The sequence below is a fragment of the Myxococcus sp. CA039A genome, from assembly GCF_013336645.1.
GTDB lineage: Bacteria > Myxococcota > Myxococcia > Myxococcales > Myxococcaceae > Myxococcus > Myxococcus llanfairpwllgwyngyllgogerychwyrndrobwllllantysiliogogogochensis.
In genome coordinates, this window is the sequence record NZ_JABUMQ010000099.1 from 13938 (window position 1) to 31866 (window position 17929).

A 17929-nucleotide genomic window follows, 5' to 3' on the forward strand; every position below is an offset into this window, starting at 1 on the left:
AACCACCATGTCCGAAGACCGCCTCCATGCGCTTTACCGCACCTACGGGCCCGCCCTGTATGCCCGCTGCCGCCAGATTCTGGGCGACGACGCCGCGGCCGCCGACGCGGCCCAGGAGACCTTCCTTCGCCTGCACCGGCAGTTGGCCCGCGCCCCGGATGCCCACCACGCCCTCGCGTGGATCTACCGCGTGGCCACCAACTACTGCCTCAACCAGGCCCGGGACCGCCGCCGCCGCGCCGTGCCCGTCGGAGAGCTTCCCGAGGCACCAGGCGTCGACGCCGAGCGACTCCTGGAGGACCGGGACCTCGCTCGCCGCCTCATCACCACCGCGCCCCCCAAGGCGGCCGAGGTCGCCTGGCTGCACCTCGCCGATGGGATGACCCAGGACGAGGTCGCCCAGGTGCTCGGCATCTCCCGTCGCACCGTCGTCAACCGGCTCGCAGACTTCCACCGGCACGCACACACGCTCGCCGGGAGGCCCCCCTCATGAACACCGCCCCCTCCCACGTCTCCAGCCTCAAGCTGGATGCCCTCGCGATGGACGCGCTCTCCCCCCAGGAGCGCGGTGCCACCCAGGCCCACCTGGACACCTGCCTCACGTGTCGCACCCGCGCGGACGAGCTGGCGTCGCTGCGCCGCCACTTCACCGCCTATGTGCTGCCCCGCGCCGACCGGCTCCCCACCCGCGTGTCGCCGTGGGGACACCGCTGGCGATGGTGGGCTCCCGCCCTGGCCCTCTCGTCGGCGGTGCTGCTCCTGCTCGCGCTCGTCGCCATCCCCTCCCCCGAGGAGCCCGAGCTCGCCCTCAAGGGAGGCGCGGTGCTCCAGCTCTTCGCGCACCGCGGCGAGCGCACATGGAAGGTGGAGGAAGGCGAGGCGCTGGCCGCGGGCGACCAGGTGCGCTTCGTCGTCGAGGGACTGGGGCTGCCCTACGTCCTCGTGGTCTCCGTGGATGGCGCGGGCCAGGTGAGCACCTACTTTCCGTTCGGGGGAACCGAGAGCGGCCTGCTGCCTTCTCGGGGACTGCCGTTGGAGATTCCGGGGAGCGTGGTGCTCGACAACGCCCCGGGCCCCGAGCGACTGTTCGCCCTGTTCTCTCGCAAGCCGCTGTCCATCGAGTCCGTGGCTCCCGCACTGCGTGAAATCTCGGCCGGGGGGGCTGACGTCATCCGAGACCGCACGAGGTTGCCGGTTCCCGCCGGAGCACAGGCCTCCTTCCTCTTCGAGAAGACCCAGCCGTGATGACCTTCATCCGCTGCTTCGCCCTCGCCTTCGTGTGTTGCGCCGCCCTGCCCGCCCAGGCGGGGACCCGGCGCATCGCGGTGCTGGTCGGCCACAACGTCGGCAGTGGCGAGCGGCCTCCGTTGCGCTACGCCGAGGCCGACGCGGTCAAGCTCGCCGGAGTCCTCTCCGAGCTGGGAGACGTGCCACCCTCGGACCTCATCGTCCTGCAGGGCGAGAACCTGGCCACGGTGCGCGCCGCGCTGGACGCCGCCGCGCGGAAGGTCGACTCGCTGCGCGTCACGCCGGACACGCGGGTGGTGCTGCTCTTCTATTTCTCCGGGCACTCGGATGGCGTGGCCCTGGAGCTGGGCACGGAGCGACTGCTGTATGCGGAGCTGCGCCGGTGGCTGGACGCGACGCACGCGGATGTGCGGCTGGCCATCGTCGACAGTTGCCGCAGCGGCGCGCTGCTGCGCTTCAAGGGCGGACGACCCGGCCCCTCCTTCGAGCTGCGCTTGACGGACGAGGTGCACAGCACCGGGCATGCGCTGCTCACCTCCAGCGCGGAGGACGAGCTGGCGCTGGAGTCTCGCGAGGTCGGCGGTTCGCTCTTCACGCACCATCTGGTGTCCGGGCTGCGCGGGGCGGCGGATGCCTCCGGCGATGGGCTGGTGACGCTGGCGGAGGCGTATCAGTACGCCTATGCGCATACGGTCTCCGCCACCGCGGACGTGCTGACGGGCGCGCAGCATCCCGCCTATGACTACCGGCTGACGGGCAAGGGCGAGCTGATCCTCACCCAGCTCCCCAGCCCGGGCACGGCCCTGGAGCTGCCCTCCGACTTCGAGCGTGCGTTGTTGCTGCGTCCCGGGCGGGGACAGGTGCTCGCCGAGCTGGGGCCGGGCGCGGTGCCCCGGCTCGCGGTGCCTCCCGGGGAGTACGAGCTGCGGGCATGGCGCGCGGGCAAGCAGCACCAGGGCACGGTGCGCGCGCCGTCGGGACAGGTTCAGAAGGTGCGGTGGGAAGACCTTCAGCTCGTGGCCCCCGCGCCTCTCGTCGGTGGCAGGAAGGGGGGCTCGGAGCCGGTGGCGCGGACGGCCGTCTCCTCCTCGTCACCCGAGGAGTGGAACTGGCCGGGGTCGGCGGCTCCGGTGAAGCCTGGGCAGGCGCCCGGTGCGAAGACCTCCAAGACGGCGCCTGAGGAACCTCGTCCCTGGGAGGAAGCCGCCACGCGCCGGGCCGCGGCCGAGGCAGGCACGGTCTCGGTGGAGTCCCCGGAGCCTCCGACTTCGGAGCCCCTGGCGGTCGGCGCGCGGGAGCCCGCGGCCGAGAAGCCGGTGTTCGAACAGGCACTGCCGCCTCCACCCCTGCCCATGTCACGATTCCAGAATCCTCCTGGGAGCCGTGCACTGAGCCTGACGGTGGGAGCGCGTCAGACGGTGATCGATCCGGACGGGGCCTTGGTGTCGTTCCGACTGGAACTGTCCCGGACGGAGTCGAGCGGAATGACCTTCTCGCTGGAGCTGGGCCAGGGGCCGCACCAGGATGACCGGGAGTTCATCACGGGGCTGGGCGTGGGCTATGCGTGGAAGAAGCAGGCCCGCATCGTGGAGTTCACCGGCGGCGTCGAGGCCAGCATGCAGCTCGTCGTGCAGAGCCGGTCGGGCGACACACTGTGGACCGTTGGACCCGCTGTCGCGCCCGTGGGGTCCATCGCGGTCTTCGTCATGCCCCAGCTCGCGCTGCTCATCGAAGGACGACTGCCCGTGGCCGTCCTCCGGATGGACGACTTCACCGAGGTGAAGTTCCTGCCCGCACTGGACCTGGGGGTGAGAACGCGCTTCTAGCGAAGCGCTCGACGTTCAGCGTCCGTGGGAGATACCGGCGGACGAGCCCTCCGAGGCACCGTGCACGGAGGCCGGCGACGCGGGCACTGGCGTAGCCGAAGCGGACGGCACCGACCCGGCCACTGGCAATGAGGCCGCCTGCGCCGACGCAGCGACTGGGATGGTGGTCTGCACCGCTCCGGCAACAGGCGCGGCGGAGGGCTTCACCGTTTCGGCGACAGGTGCGGCGAGCTTCACCATCTCGACAACGGGCGCAGCGGGCTTCACCACCTCGACGACAGGCGCAGCGGCCGGATTCCCCGCCTTGGCAACAGGGGCGGCCTGCTTCACCGTCTCGGCGACTGGCGGAATGGCAGCGGGCTTCCCCGCCTCGGCAACGGGCGCGGCGGCCGGATTCCCCGCCTTGGCAACGGGCGCGGCGGCGGGCTTCACCGTCTCGGCAACAGGCGCGGCGGCAGGCTTCGCCGTCTCGGCGACAGGCGCGGCAGCCGGCTTCGCCGTCTCGGCGACGGGCGTGGGCTTCGCGCAGTTCGTCGCGAGCGCTGCATCCATGGCGGGCGCGGCACTCGTGGCGACGGCCATCGCGGGGGCCTTCGGCTCGGGCGGCAGTTGCCGGGGCGGCAGCACGAAGGGCGGCGGCACGGGGCAATTCGTGCACGGTCCCCGCAGCGGCACCGACAACCGCTGGCCAGCACGCAGGAAGTTGTTCCGCATGCGGTTCGCCTTGCGAATCATCGACACCGTCGACCCGTACTTCAGCGCGATGCCGCCCAACGTGTCACCGGAGCGCACGCGGTGCACCGTCACGTTGTGCTCGGGCTGCAACGACAGGAGCGGCTGCACCCTGCGCCCCAGCTCCTGCGCCCTCGGGTTGTGGAAGCGCAGATGGAAGTGGTCCCGATGCCGACGCGCGTGCCGGATGATGCCCACCGGGCTGAACAGCGAGTCCAACCACGCCTTGTCCTCGCCCACCGCGAGCGCATGGTCATACAGGACCTTCTGCACGCGCTTGTCCACGAGGATGAGCTGGATGTCCGTCTTGGTGACGACCGCGCGGATGAACGCCCAGTTGAGCGGCACGTTGATGTACTTCTCGCGCTCGCGCTCACGGATGGGGTCCACCGTCGGGTAATAGAAGCCGACGTCCACGTCCCGGCCATTCTGGTGGCTCTTGTGAGGACGCTTGTAGCCGCCCTCCTTGTTGCTGATGCCGTTGACGCGGATGGGCGGCGCTTCCGGGTACTTCGAGCGCACCTCACGAATGGCCGACACCAGGTAGTCGATGCTCTCCTGCGTGCCCCACGCAATCTCCGGCGACACGACAATCCAGTCGTCGCCCCGGGGGAACTGCACGGAGTTCACCAGCCGGCCGCTGTGCGCGAAACCCACCGCCATCGAGCCGAGCGACGCGATGTCTTCCTTCCAGCGCCGCGTCAGGTCCTCATCGGACACCTCCGCCGAGTACAACGGCCCCGTCGGCACCTCGCCGCCCACCACCGGCGTCTCTCCCTCGCCGTCGTCGCCTTCACCCTCGCCGGCCTCCGCCGCCTCGTCCTCCAGGTCCTCCGCCGACAGCGCGCAGCTCTCGTCGGAAGCCTGGGCCACGACAGCGGCGGCCCCGGAAGTCGCCCCCTCCGCCGAGACAATCGGCACGGCTTCAACCGGTGCCGGAGGCACCTGCTCTCGCGCGGGCGTCAGTCCTTCCGAACGCACGGACGCAAGGGCAGCCTCGCCGCCAGAGAGGGGAGCCACGCGCGCGGCACAGCCGGCGCAAACCAATAGGAGCCAGAGGGGGTAACGCACCGGGCCGGAGGATGGCCCGAGAATCGTTCGAGCACAAAGCCCCGCCCTGATTTTTTGGCGCCCCCCTGCCCCGGGGGGCGCTCTCTGCGTGGCCAGGGCCACACTTCCCGCGCGAGAATGTCCGCGTCAGGGCGCCGGCACCGGCACCTTGAGTGCGACGTCGAGCGCCAGCTCAATCATCTCGTCGAACGAGGTCTGCCGGTCTTGCGGGGAGAGGGCCTCACCCGTCTGGAGGTGGTCCGACACGGTGAGCAGGGCCAGGGCGCGCGCACCGAACTCGGCTGCTACGCCGTACAAGCCAGCAACCTCCATCTCGATGGCCAGCACGCCCATGCGCACCAGCGTGGCGGTGAGCTGCTCTTGCGGGTGGTAGAACAGGTCGGACGTGAAGACGGTGCCCGCGCGCACGGCCTTGCTCCGTCGCTCCGCCGCCTCCATCGCCCACCGGGCGAGCTGGAAGTCCGGCACGGCCGCGAAGTCATGGTCCATGAGCCGCATCCGGTTCACCTTCGAGTCCGTGCCGGCCCCGGTGGCGACGATGACGTCCCGCAGCTTCACGTCCGGGCGGAGCGCGCCGCAGCTCCCCACGCGGATGAGGACACGGGCGCCATATTCCTTGATGAGCTCGGTGGCGTAGATGGAGATGGACGGCACGCCCATGCCGTGTCCCATCACCGAAATCCTGCGGCCCTGATAGGTGCCGGTGAAGCCGAACATGTTGCGCACGGAGGTGACGCCCCGGGCGTCCTCCAGGAAGCGCTCGGAGATATAGCGGGCCCGGAGGGGGTCGCCGGGCATCAGCACCACGTCGGCGAAGTCGCCGGGTGCGGCGGAGATATGAGGGGTTGCCATGGGGGCGCACCATAACGCTCCGTGCGCCTGCCCGCGATTACCAACTCGAACTGCCGAACCCCGAGCCGCTCCCAGAAGAACCGCTGCTGTAGGAAGAACTGGAGAAGCCCGAGTCGCTGCTCGAAGAGGACGAACTCGACGAGAACGAGCTGGACGAGGACGACTCGCGAGCCCGCGCCTGCTCACGGGCCTCCTCGCGGCGCCGCTCCTCCTCGCGCTCGGCCTCCTCGATGGCGTCACGAGCCTCGCGCGTCGCCGAGTCCGCCGACCGCAGTGCCTCCTGATACAGCCCCTTGTCGAGCGCGCGGCGCGCCGAGTCGAGCTGGGAGCCTCCCGCCCTGCCCCGCCAGGTCGCGGCGCTCTGCACGAGGCTGGCGGCGGACCGGATGGCGTCGGAGGCCTCCTCGGCGGCGCGCAGCTCTCCGCGCAGGTCCGCCGACTTGCGCGCGGCCTCGGAGGCGATGCGGTCCGCCACCCGGTCGAAGGCCACCCAGTCTCCATGGGGCTTCGCGAAGTCCTTCATCGTCGTGTCGAGCTCGCGACGCAGCGTCACCAGGGCGTTGATGGCGACCGTCGTCGCGCGGCTGTCGGTGATGCCGTCGTTGGCGGCCTGACGAATCCACTGGTCCGCGAAGGACAGGGCGCGGTCCGCCGAGGCCATGCTCTCCTCGGCCTGGGCGTGGTGGGCCCGGTCCGAGGCGGCGGTCTGCCGCACCTGCTCCAGTGACAGGCAGGCGGAGGCGAGCCGCTCGGCGGCGTCGAAGGGGTCCGCGGGGCGCGTCTCCGCCGCGGTCACCGCCGCCAGGAGGAGCTGCCGGGCTGCATCGCGGGCCGTGCGCGTGGGCTGCATCGTGCGGGCATCGGAGGCATCAGTGTCACAGGCCGTGATGAGGCCCTGGGCCACGAGCAGCGTGCGGGCATTGCCCTCCTCGGTGGACTGGAGTCTCCGCGACTTCTCCTCGACTTCATCGAGCCGGGCGTGGACCCGGGCATGGCGCGCCTCCACCTCCGTCAGCAACGCGGCGGTGGCCAGCAATCGGGCCTCCGCATACGCCAGCTCCGACTCCGCCAGGCGCTTCGCCGCCTCACCTCGATGAAGGGCCACCTCGGCGAGGTTGTCCTGCACCGTGCCATTGGCCTCCGGATGCATCGGGTCCTCCGGCCGCAGCCGCAACGCGGAGGGGCGATAGCCACGCGTCAGCGCCTCGAGCAGCACGGTGCCATCCGCCACGCGCACCTCGAGACGCCGGGCCTCCGCACGGCACGCATCCCGCCGGGCCGCGAAGTTCTTCCGGGCCTCGTGGCTGCCGGCGATGAGCGCCTCCACCTCTCCCACGCGCGTCAGGGTGGCCGTGAGCGCCGTGAGCGCCGCATCCAGCTGTCCCTCACCGAGGGCCGCTCGCGCCTCCGTCAATGAGTGGGTGCCAGAGGCGTGCCGATCGGTCGGGTCCGCGTCCTTCTCGCGAAGCATCGCCGAGGCGGGCTTGTCCATCGACTGCCCCAGCTCCGCGCGGGCCTTCGCCGTTTCCTTCTCCACGCGCGCCAGGGAATCTCGCGCCCGGGCCGAGAGCGCCACCAACTCGTCCGCTTCCGTCGCTCGCGTGGCCAGCGCCGAGAAGGACTGCCCCAGCACCTCGACGGACTCCTTCACCGGCTGGTCCACCAGCGCCTTCGCGGTCTCCTCCGCCGTATGTCCCAGGGCCGCGAGCGCGTCATCCAACCACCGGCGCGACAGGCCCGCGCCCCCCAGCGCCTTTCCCGCCTGCGTCACCACCGGGAGCACCTCGCGCGCGGCCACGTCCAACACGGTGACGAGCGCCAGTGCATCATCCATCCGTCGCGCGCCCTGCGCGAGCGGCCCCTCCAGCGCGGCGAGCGGGTCCATACCCAACAGGGACCTCGCTTGCTTCGCGAGTGCGTCCAGGCACGGCGTGACGTGACCGATGACGTCCTTCACGCGAAGCACCGCGTCCCCGGAGGCGGTCGTCTTCAGCTCGGCCGAGAAGGACTCCAGCACCTTCACCGAGTCCACTGAAGTCGTCGGAGCCTTCTCCAGCGAGTCCACCAGCACAAGGGCCCGCTCGGCATGGGTGTTGAACGCCCCCAGCAAGGCCTCGAAGGAGAGCGAGAAGGGCTGGTAACTCTTCAGGTCGCCGATGAGCCGCTGCGCCTCGGTGCGCGGTCCGCGCAGCACGTCCTCCACACCTTCGTCGGGGTGGAAGACGATGGGCTCGTCGCGCAGCAAGCGGGTGACCTGCTCGTAGCGGGCCGTCCCCAGATGCGCTCCCAGGGCCTTCGTCATACCCGAGCCCTCGAGCAATTCCTCGGCCCGATGCAGCACGCGCGCGGCGGCGGTGGCGAGCAGGAAGAGTTCGTCCACATCGGAGGCGAGCTGCTGCCCGCGCTCCCGGGTGACCCCCGCGAAGCGCTTTTCGATGTCCTCGCGAGACTTGCCGGCGCACAGGTGCGTGCGCTCCAGGAGACCGAAGAGCGCGTGGGTCTTCTCGTCGATGGCCGTGCGCCAGCGGGCATGCAGCTCGGTGGCCTTGCGCCGACTCGCGTTGCGGCGACGACGCGCCCAGACACCCGCGAGGAGCAGGCCCGCGCCACCCGCCGCCCCGCCCCGGTTGCGCGTCCTCCGAGCCTGCTCCGCCTCGTCCGCCGCCGCGACTGCCGTGCGGTAGGAGTCCTCAGTCGCTCGCAGCAGCTCGCCGTGCGTGGGGGCGCGCGCCTCGAACGCCTCGCGAGCCTGCCCCAGCGCCAGCCGGGCCGAGGTGAGCGATTCCTGGAAGTCTTCGACCTCCGGCCTCGTCGCGAGGCGCTCCAGCAACCCCGCCAGCTCCGCGAGCCGCTGCCCATCCCGCCCCGCTGCATCCAGCGTCTCGGAGACCTTCGCGCGTGCCGCCTCGGCCGACGTGAGCGCGCCGCCATGAGCGAGCGTCATGTCGCGCACCGCGCCGCGCGCCGTCTCCGTCTCCGTGCGCAGCAGCGTGAGCCGCTCGGACGCGAACGCGGCCAACGGATGCGCGGACAGCGTCACCTGCGCGGACTCCAGCGATTTGAGTCGCTCGGACGCGGCACGGTGCGTCTCCATCGCCACGCGCAGCCCGTCCAGACGCGTCCGCAGTCCGTCATGAACCGCCGTCGCCTTCGCGAGGTCGGCCTTCTCCAGAGGTGTCAGCAGCGCGAGGGCCTGGAGGACCTGCTGCTCCGCGCCAGGAAGGTCCACGGCGGCCGCGGTCAGCCCCGAGGGAAGCGCCGTCCCGAAGGCCGCAAGCCGCTGCGCGGAGAGGCGCGGCACCTCCTCCTGCATCGCCAGGAGCCGGCCCCGCAGGGACTCGATGAGCCGGTTGCGCTCGGCCACCTCCTGGTCGATGGCGGAGGCCACCCGCGAGTCGACGAGCGTCACGGTGTTCTTCGCCGCGTCGATGATGCGACCGCCGTTGCGCATGGCCTCGATGGCCGGAGCATCCAGGTCGCCCTTCCACTGGGCCTCGCCCGCCTTGCGCCGGTCCTGCGCCTCCGAGCCGAAATACGACAGGTTCCGCTCCGCCAGGGACAGCACGAACACGGCGCCGTCCGGCTCCTGCGTCTTCGGATGCTTCAGCGCGCCGAAGCGGGTGCGGTTGGACAACCCCTTGCCCAGGGCATGCAACGCGGCGTCGATGCCCGTGAAGGTCGTGCCCTCGGCGTCGACGAAGCGCTCCCCCGCAGCGCTCCAGAGGAACACCACCGTCCAGTGGGGCGCGTTCGTCGCGAGCCAGGCCTCCAGCTCCTCGAGCTGTTCCTCGGAGGCGCCGACGTCTCCCTTCACATAGACGTGCTGGGACTCGGACCAGATTTTCTCGACGCTCGTCGCGCTCTGGATGCTTCGAGGTTTGCGCGCGGCCTCGACGGGCGACGCGGCCAGGGCGAGCGCGAGGAGGAGCAGGGGCGCGAACGACAGGGACGAGCGTTTCATCGGTGGCACCGAGGCGAACGAGCGCGGCGAGGTGTTCAAGGTGCGGCGACCCACGCGACATGAAAGTGCGCGTCGAGCGTGGCCAGGGCGTAGTCCTTGGGCAGCGGCGCGAACGGCGCGGCCTTCTGCACGGCGGACAGCGCGGCGGCATCCCAGACCTTGGAGCCCGACTCCTGGGAGATGACCGCGGTGACGAGCTTGCCATCCCGGCCAATCACCGCCTGGACCACCGTCCTGCGTCCCACGGCGGGCAGCCCCTTGCGCGCGGGCTGCTTCCACTTGCCGGCGACCTGGGAGTAGGCGCGCTGCTGATACGCGGCGCTCGTCAGCTCGGGTTGGAAGAAGGCCTGGAGCTGGGGGGTCCCACCGGCGGCGAGCGCCAGCGGCGCGACGACCAGCGTGAGCAGGGCCACGACAGACAGCGGACGGAGGCGGAGCATGGCGCGCAATGGTAGTCGCCACGGACCGCGCCGCGAAGGGGCCTCACGCCGTCAGTTCCACTCCATCTTCATCAACAGCTTCTCCGGCAGCAGCGTCCATGAGGGCGGCAATTCGAGCGTCACCTCTCCTGTCCCCGGCAGCGTCAACTCCTCGCGCACGACACTGAAGGGATGCTGCGCGTCCTTTCGAAAGACGAAGGCCGTATAGGCCCCCTCCGGCTGCGAGCGGAACGTCCAGCCACCGCCCTCCCGCGCCAGCTCCCGCGAGTACATGGACTGAAGAAGCACCAATTCCCCCGGAGTGCTCGGAGCGGGCACCGACCCTGGCACGAGGATGGCCACGGAGTCCTCGCAGGCCCCCTCGACCCGCAGGTGGAGCGTCACCCCGTCCCGACGCGCCTCGAAGTCCACCGTCACCGTGCCGGTAGCGGGGACCTGGACGTGCCGCGCCATGAACACGGGGCGCGACGCGGGCTCCTCCTCTTCGTGGACATGAGGCTGGACAGCCACGAGATAGGTGCCGGGAGGGACACTTCCTTGCTCGAAGCGACCGGAGACGACCCGCACCTCCCTCCGGAAGCCACTCGCCGCGCCCGAGAGGACCACCGTGGCATCGCCTGTCTTCAAGCCGCTCACGGTGCCGCGCAGCGTGGCCCCCGCATCGAGCGCCACGGCGACTTCGTCCTGCCCCGCGCCGAGCAACAGGCGCTTCTGTGAATACGAAGCGTGCGTCACGACGAGCGCATACGGTCGCTCCATGACATGCGGCAAGGTGAAGGTGCCATCCTGCCGCGTCCTCGCCGCTCCCGCCTCCTCGTTGGGCCGAGCCTGCCGCTCCCAGCCCTCGGCATCCTCGGGGACGTCGCCCACGTCCACCAGCGCTCCCGCCACGGGCCTTCCCGTCGCCGCGTCCGTCACGCGCCCCCGCAGCGGCCGGCCCTGGTGGAGGACCACCGCTCCCAGGTCCAGGGACTGCCCCTCCACGACCTCCACCGTGAGCGACAGCTTCGCGAAGCCGGGGGCGGAGAAGTGGAGCGTCAGCTTCCCCCCGGTGAGGGGACCCCGAAAGAACTCGCCCCGAGCGTTCGTGACGGTGCCGTCCCACAACTGGAACCGGGTGACGGGAGTGCCATCCTCACGAACCAACCGCCCCCGGATGCCCACGTCCCGGCGCATCACCAGGCGCACCTCGGCGTCGCCCGCCTCGACGGGCACGGAGGTCTGGCCCCTGGTCGTCGAGGCCCCCTGCGTCCGGGTCGCATCCAGTGAATAGCCACTGCCTCGCACCGTGAGCGAGTACGCGCCCGGAACGAGGTGGCTCAGCGTGAAGCGCCCTCCTTCGTCGGTCTTGCCCGTCGACGGTCCCGGGTGCGACAGGATGCGGCTGGAGCCGTCGCTTTGAGGTCGCACCACCACGGCCTTCCCCGCCGGCTGCGCACGCACCTGGGCTCCATCGACGGGACGGCCCTCCCCGTCCTCGACGACGCCCGAGAGGGACAGTCCCGCGAGGAACTGGAGGCGCGCATACACGGGCTGAAGCCCCCGCACCTCGATTGGCGTGGTCAACTGGCGCAGCGTCTCCGACTCCTTCTGGGTGACCACCAGGTGGTGCCGCCCCTCCTCGATGCCCTGGAGCGCGAAGCGGCCCCTCGCATCCGTGAACGCCCTCTTGTCGTGAGCGCCCGCCACCTCCGACACCACCGGCACCACGTCCACCTGGGCGGAGCGCACCGGAGCGCCCGTCTCGCTCAGCACCTCGCCGCTCACCGTGGCGCCCGGCGTGAGCACCACCCGGAGCCCCTTCCGAGGTGACGTCACCGGAAGCCACGTCGGCCGATGCGCGTCATGGGTGACGACCAGTCCATGCTCCCCTGCCTCGGCGGAAGTGAGCAGGAACGAGCCGTCCTCCTCGGTCTTCGCGCTGCTCTCCAACTCGAGGTCATCCCTCGCCATGACCGACGCATCGAACGGGCCACTCAGGTCGCGTGCGGACCTCAAGGCGAGGCTTGCTCCCGCCAGGGGACGGCCTTCGGCATCCACCACCGTTCCCTCCACCGTGACAGCGTCGCGCAACACGATGGCGAACGGCACGGTGTCCGCTCCCAGCCGCACCTCGCCGTTATGGTCGAGGAAGCCCGGTGCCTCGACATTGACGGCGTAGATGCCGTGCAGCAGCGGCCCCAACGTGAAGGCCCCGCGAGCGTCCGTGGTCCCACGCTTTTCCAGGGGAACGGCGGGCGTCCCCATCAACCAGGCGGAGATGCTCGCCCCGACGATGGGCGCGCCCCTGGAGTCGCGCACCTCGACGGGAAGGAGCAGGGCGTTGCCGAGCGCCAGCACGACCTCGGGATAGTCGCCCCCAGGAGCCAGGCCGACGCGCTCCTCGGCCACCGCGTCACCGTGCGTGGCGGAGAACGAATATTGGTCAGGCCGCAGTGCCTCGAAGGTGAAGCGCCCCTGGTCGTCGGTGACGACGTCGCGCGTCCAGTATGGGTTCCCGCACCTCACACTCGCGCCAGGGATGGGCACGTCTCCCATGACGACACGCCCCGAGAGCCGACGTGCGCGGGGCATCATCACGTCCAGCCGCTGCATGCCGGTTCCCCGGAGCTGCACGCGCTGCGGGAGCAGCCCCTCCTTGGAGAAGAGGACGTTGTAGTCCCCGAAGGGCAACGACGCGAACTGGAAGCGCCCATCCAACGTCGTGGACACCTCGAAGGCACGGTTGTGTGCCACGAGGATGGCGGTGACGCGGACGCCCTCCACCGGCTGCGCGAACTCGTCCCGCACCTGGCCCGACAGCGGAGGCTCGCCGCCCAACCGCACTTCGACCTCCTCGCCGCCCGCGGCGACGTCCTCGCTCAACCCCACGCCTCGCGGCCCCTCGGCCCACACCGCGTACCGTCCCGCTTCCAGGCCCGCGAGCGTGAAGTGCCCCTCCGCGTCCGTCGTGGTGCGCGCCAGGGGAGGCGTCTCTCCCGCGCCGGATTCCAACCAGTCCAGCAGCCCCTCCGTCCGGCACAGGGTGCTCAGCAACAGCAGCTCACAGGGCTCGCCACAGTCGCAAGGCTGTTTGAGCAACGGCATGTCTGGCTTTGCTTCGGTGGCCACCACGACCGCGCCCTCGACAGGCCCATCGGGTCCGAGCACGACGCCACGCACCCTCAACTCACCTCGGGGCGCCTCGACGGGCGCCGCGAGCAGCGCGCGCCATGACAATCCCCGGCCCTCCGTTCCGAGGCCAGAGGAGGAAGGCTTTCCGGTGTCGCGCCCATCCACGCTCGTCCCGCCGAGCAATAAACGCCCCAGGAAGAGTGTCAGGAGCAGCAGCCCCGCGCCGATTCCAAACCATCGCCTCATGCGCGAGCCCACCCCGGAGGACCTCGTGTCGTCCGGTCAGCCTATCCGCATTCCCCCACCTCGCGCTGCAGTTCGTCGGCCTCGGGCTTTTTCCGTCGAAGCACCCGGGCCACGCGCCGCTCAGCGTCGCCTGGCGAGGGTGAACGCGGTGAGCATGAGCGCGCCGCCCGCTCCCATCGCGACGGCAAGGGGCATGCGCAGCCGCTCCGACAACGCGGAGAACACGCCCAGCGTCACCTCTCGGCTGGCGCTTCGCAGCGAAGGATTCCCCAGCTCGTCTCGCGTCGTACGGAGCTGGCGTCGCAGCTCCTCGGAGGCGCCCCGCACCGTCGCGGTCGCCGTGCGCTCGGCCATCGTCGCGACGACGACGCCCACGTCGGAGCGCTCGCGGTGCTCCTTCAGCTCCAGCTCCAACTGCCCCACCACGGCGTGGATGAACCGCCGCCCCACCTGCTCCAGCACCTCGTCGAGCCGCTCGGTCCGCGCATCCAGGGCCGTGCTCAGTCCCTCGACGAGCCCGCGCCCCGCCTGGGACGCCACCTCCGAGGCGATGGGCGCCAGCACGGGCATCTCGTGCTCCAGCTCCAGCACCGCGCCTCGCACCGCGCCCGTGGCCAGCGTCCGGGCCCGCGCGCCGGGCTGGCGCAGCTCCCGCTGACGCTGGTCCGCCGCCTTGGCCGAGTGGTCCAACCATCCATTCACCCGCTCCAGGAGGTCATGGGACAACGCATCCGCCCCGGGCATCGAGCGCCGCAGCTCCGCCACCACCCCCTGCACCGCGCTCTCCACGAGCGAGCGAGACCACGAACCGCGAGGACGCTCGGCCGCGACCTCGACCTCCCGAGCAAGCAGGGCCACGGCGTCTTGGATGAGCTGACGAAGCTGTCCGTCGAGCCCTGGCAGCTCCGCCTGGAGTCCCTCCGAGGCCCCCTGAATGGCGCCGCTCGTGAGCCCATGGGCGGCGATTCGCTCGAGTGACAGGGTCAGACGCCGCATCAGCTCGACTGGTGACAATCGTCCATCGTGGCGCATCGCTCGCTCCCCCCCGCGCGGAAGGCCCACTCCGCTCGACAACGATTGTGATGTCGCCCATCAACCAACACCCCGACGGACCAGCGGAGACAGCGCTCGCGATGCCCCTTCGTGTCGACTCCTGACGCCACCGAGCACCGGGCCCGTCGTCGGCAGGGCGGGCAGGCAGCGGGGTCGCGAATGCAGTCCGGTTGCATCGCCTACCTCGCTCCGGGACATTGCCTCCGGGGATTGGACGATGCTGGGTTATCAGGCGAACTCACAGTGGCGTGACATGTCTGACTTCGTGGTGCATTTCACGAAGCCCGGACCGCCATTCCATGACGCCTACCAGAACATGATGAACATCCTGGGCACGCGGACGCTCATCCCCGGCGCTCAGGGCTTCGGGCTGGCGCGCAAGGAACCCCAGGTCGCGGACCGGCACCGCGCCGTCTGCTTCAGCGAGATTCCGCTCGACCAGCTCGGCAGGCTCGTCCAGCGCCGCAGCCTGTACGGCATCGGCTTCAGCAAGAGCTTCATCCTCTCCCAGGGCGGCGGCCCCGTCTGGTACGTCCAGTACGCCTCGCCCGCGCACCTCTCCTTGAAGCACCAGGTGGACCAGGCGCTGGCGGCGACGGACTCGCGAGCACACCCGCTCTGGGCCATGACGCCCTTCGTGGACATCCAGGGCGACAAGCACAACGCGCCCTACAACTACCGCTTCGACTGGGAGCGGGAGTGGCGCGTGCCGGGCCTCTTGCGCTTCACCGAGTACGACGTGGCGGCGCTCTTCCTTCCGGAAGAGCTGCACCCGACGGCTCGCGGCTTCTTCGAGTGGGCCGTGCGTGAGAAGGCGGGCCCTGGCTACTTCTGCCCCTGTCTGGATCCGCTGTGGACGGCGCCACAGATTGCCGCGGCGCTGGAAAAACACGCGGAGGACTTCGCGCGCCTCAGGGCGGGGTAGTCAGTTCAGCACCCATCCCATTCAATTCCTCTCCGCGAGCGCGTATGGCTTCAGGAATGAAGCCATCGTCCCGTCGACCTCGAGGCGTCAACCCTCACGCGGAGGCACCTCCATGACCAAACTGTCACGGCGTCCCTTGTTGTGTCTGGTCTATCTGACGCTCCCCATCGGTTGCGGCGGAGAGCTTCCCGGTCCTGTCGAAGGGCAATCTCCCGCCGGAGGGGCGCCCTCGCTCCACCAGCGCGCGCCGCTGCTGCTGGATGACCATGGAGACATCTCCGCGACCGCGACCCCCGTCCAGGCCTCGGCCAGTCCCTTCACTGGCACCCTGGAAGACTCCTTCGACAAGGATGTCTTCTCCTTCCAGGCGAAGGCCCAGCACTTCTACCGCTTCCAGTGCACCTTTCCCTCGCTGCGTCCGGGCTGGCAGCACGACCGCATCGACGCGCGAAACTCCCCGATGAGGACCGAGGTGGTCTGGAGTCCTCCGGGACGCGGCCTCTACTTCAAGGCCGTCGCCCAGGAAGTGGCCTATGTGCGACTGTCGGCGAGGGCCTTCGCGGTCTCCGGACCCTATTCCTGCCAGCTCGTCGACCTGGGCGCGGACGACCACGGCGACACGCTGGCCACCGCGACGCCCTGGGTTCCCGACACCCTCGCCACGGGTGTCCTGGAACTGCGCGAGGACCGCGACGCCTTCGCCATCCCCCTGCCGCGCGGTGCGTTCTATCGCTTGTCCTGCGACTCGCCGACCTTCACGCCGTGTCAGGTGAATGTCGTGGCGCCGAGCGGCGTGGGCACTGGCTTTCTCGAGAACACAGCCACCTTCAATGCCACCCATCCCGGCGATTATCTGGTGGAGGTCGCCACCGCGCCGGGGACGGACGTGGTCATCCGGGGCGCGTACTCCCTCCGTCTCGAGCACCTGGAGGACGATGACCACGCGGACACCTCGGATAACGCCACCCGACTGGCCCCCTCTCCGGCCCCCTTCTCCGGCAAGTTGTCTGGCTCGGTGGACCGAGATGTCTTCGCATTCACGGCCCTCCAGGGGCACGTCTACCGCTTCGCCTGCGACATCCTGCTCGGCCGTTCTCTTGGCCCCACCCTGGTGCTCCGTGACCGCGCGGGACAGTACGTGGAGGGCTCGTCCTTTGTCGAAGGCATGGGCACGAGCGTCGCCGTGGAGGCCCCCGCCGCGGCCGACTACTTCGTGGAGCTTTCCCATGGCGCCTACGAGGGCCCGTATCGTTGTCGCTTCGAGGAGCTGGGCTTCGACGACCACGGTGACTCGGCCACGCAGGCGACGGAGGTGTCACTCTCCACGCTGCTCACGGGGCGCATCGAGACGCGCTCCGACGTGGATGTCTTCACCTTCCCCTTGCGCCCCGGCCACAGCTACCGATTCCAGTGGGTGGAGGGCACCGCCAGCAACACCTCCTTCCAGCTCAACGACGCCCAGGGCAAGCAGCTCCAGTTTTCGACGCTCAACTGGATGGTCCACGAGGCGACAGAGGAGGCGATGTACCAGTTCGAGGTGAAGCTCAGCCAGACCTGGGGAACGGGCACCTACGCCATCCAGGCCACGGACCTGGGGCCCGACGACCATGCGAACCTCCCCGAGGGAGCCACCCTGCTGGAGGTGGGACAGACACTCCCCGGATGGCGTCATCGGAACGATGACGTGGACGTCTTCGTCTTCCACGTCGAGGAGAACAACCTCTATCGACTCACGTGCAGCGGTTGTGGCCTCATCTTCTTGCAACCGTTCGGCAAGGTCCTCCCGCTCCATGTCGCCAACCCGGACAGCTATCTCCTCGATGCCATCGACACCGGTCCCGTCCACATCAGCGTCGTCAGCGGGAGCTCGTATCAACTCTCCCTGGCGTTCCTCGGCAAGGACGACCATGGAGACGACACGGCCCGGGCCACGCCCATCACCTTCCCGCTGAGGCTCTCCGCGTTGATGGAGACGCCCTTCGACACCGACGTGTTTTCGGTGAACCTGCGTGCCGGCCAGCCGCACCGGGTCAACGCGGGTGGCCATCCCACGATGGTCGTCACGGTGCTGGACCCAGAGGGACAGGAAGTGCCCAAGACCTTCGAGGGAGACTTCACTCCACGACTGCCCGGCATCCACCACCTGAGGGTGCAGACGAGCGTCGGCTATGACTTCCGCTACGGCGCCTACCAGTTCGCTTTAGACTGAGCCGCCAAGGCCCCTTGCGTCCATGAGCCAACACCGGTGCGGGGGCGGGGGCCTGTCAGCGCTTCTCCGGATGCCTATCTCTTCCGCTCCGACATGGGTGGGTGGACACGGGGGAGCTACACAGTGGCCGGAAGAAGCTTGTCGCGAGGCGTGCTGGCGTGTGTCGTTTGTCTGACGGTGGCCTGTGGGGGTGGCACCTCCCCCGGCCCTGGAGGTGAACCTCCGGACGAGCCGACGGGACCTTCGGGGACC

The 17929-nt window shown here is 70.0% G+C and carries 11 protein-coding genes; 5 read left to right on the forward strand and 6 right to left on the reverse strand.

What is annotated here, in order from left to right; translation table 11 throughout:
• Positions 1-7: 7 nt before the first annotated feature.
• From HR086_RS18175 to HR086_RS18185, 3 genes are read left to right on the forward strand one after another with little or no spacing between them, the layout of a single operon-like run.
• Complete coding sequence (locus HR086_RS18175) at positions 8-493, forward strand: RNA polymerase sigma factor (protein ID WP_141644168.1); 486 nt, start codon at positions 8-10, stop codon at positions 491-493.
• Positions 490-1245: a DUF4384 domain-containing protein gene (locus HR086_RS18180; protein WP_174466244.1), complete on the forward strand. Its 756-nt coding sequence runs from the start codon at positions 490-492 to the stop codon at positions 1243-1245. The genes HR086_RS18175 and HR086_RS18180 overlap by 4 nt, the downstream gene beginning before the upstream one ends.
• On the forward strand, positions 1245-3074 hold the full coding sequence (locus HR086_RS18185; RefSeq protein ID WP_254626371.1) for a caspase family protein: 1830 nt from the start codon (positions 1245-1247) through the stop codon (positions 3072-3074). Before HR086_RS18180 ends, HR086_RS18185 begins: the two co-directional genes overlap by 1 nt.
• A 15-nt stretch (positions 3075-3089) precedes the next feature.
• Here the strand turns inward: HR086_RS18185 and HR086_RS18190 are convergent, their stop codons facing one another.
• From HR086_RS18190 to HR086_RS18215, 6 genes are all read right to left on the reverse strand, one after another.
• Positions 3090-4787, reverse strand: coding sequence for a penicillin-insensitive murein endopeptidase (locus HR086_RS18190; RefSeq protein ID WP_373564318.1), 1698 nt, complete (start codon positions 4785-4787; stop codon positions 3090-3092).
• Between the two features lie 216 nt (positions 4788-5003).
• Entirely contained in the window at positions 5004-5729 is a 726-nt protein-coding gene (gene deoD, locus HR086_RS18195; RefSeq protein WP_174466246.1) for a purine-nucleoside phosphorylase, read from the reverse strand.
• A 37-nt stretch (positions 5730-5766) separates the two neighbouring features.
• Positions 5767-9690, reverse strand: coding sequence for a hypothetical protein (locus tag HR086_RS18200; RefSeq protein WP_174466247.1), 3924 nt, complete (start codon positions 9688-9690; stop codon positions 5767-5769).
• A gap of 35 nt (positions 9691-9725) precedes the next feature.
• Positions 9726-10130 (reverse strand): TonB family protein, encoded by a 405-nt coding sequence (locus HR086_RS18205; RefSeq protein ID WP_174466248.1) that lies wholly within the window; start codon positions 10128-10130, stop codon positions 9726-9728.
• Positions 10131-10181: 51 nt separating this feature from the next.
• Positions 10182-13490 (reverse strand): carboxypeptidase regulatory-like domain-containing protein, encoded by a 3309-nt coding sequence (locus tag HR086_RS18210; protein ID WP_174466249.1) that lies wholly within the window; start codon positions 13488-13490, stop codon positions 10182-10184.
• A gap of 120 nt (positions 13491-13610) precedes the next feature.
• On the reverse strand, positions 13611-14486 hold the full coding sequence (locus HR086_RS18215; protein WP_174466250.1) for a hypothetical protein: 876 nt from the start codon (positions 14484-14486) through the stop codon (positions 13611-13613).
• 310 nt (positions 14487-14796) lie between these two features.
• Here HR086_RS18215 and HR086_RS18220 point away from each other — a divergent pair, with 310 nt between their 5' ends.
• Both HR086_RS18220 and HR086_RS18225 read left to right on the forward strand, forming a co-directional pair.
• Complete coding sequence (locus tag HR086_RS18220; protein ID WP_254624041.1) at positions 14797-15468, forward strand: abortive infection system antitoxin AbiGi family protein; 672 nt, start codon at positions 14797-14799, stop codon at positions 15466-15468.
• Between the two features lie 112 nt (positions 15469-15580).
• Entirely contained in the window at positions 15581-17677 is a 2097-nt protein-coding gene (locus HR086_RS18225) for a hypothetical protein (RefSeq protein ID WP_174466252.1), read from the forward strand.
• Positions 17678-17929 lie beyond the last annotated feature (252 nt).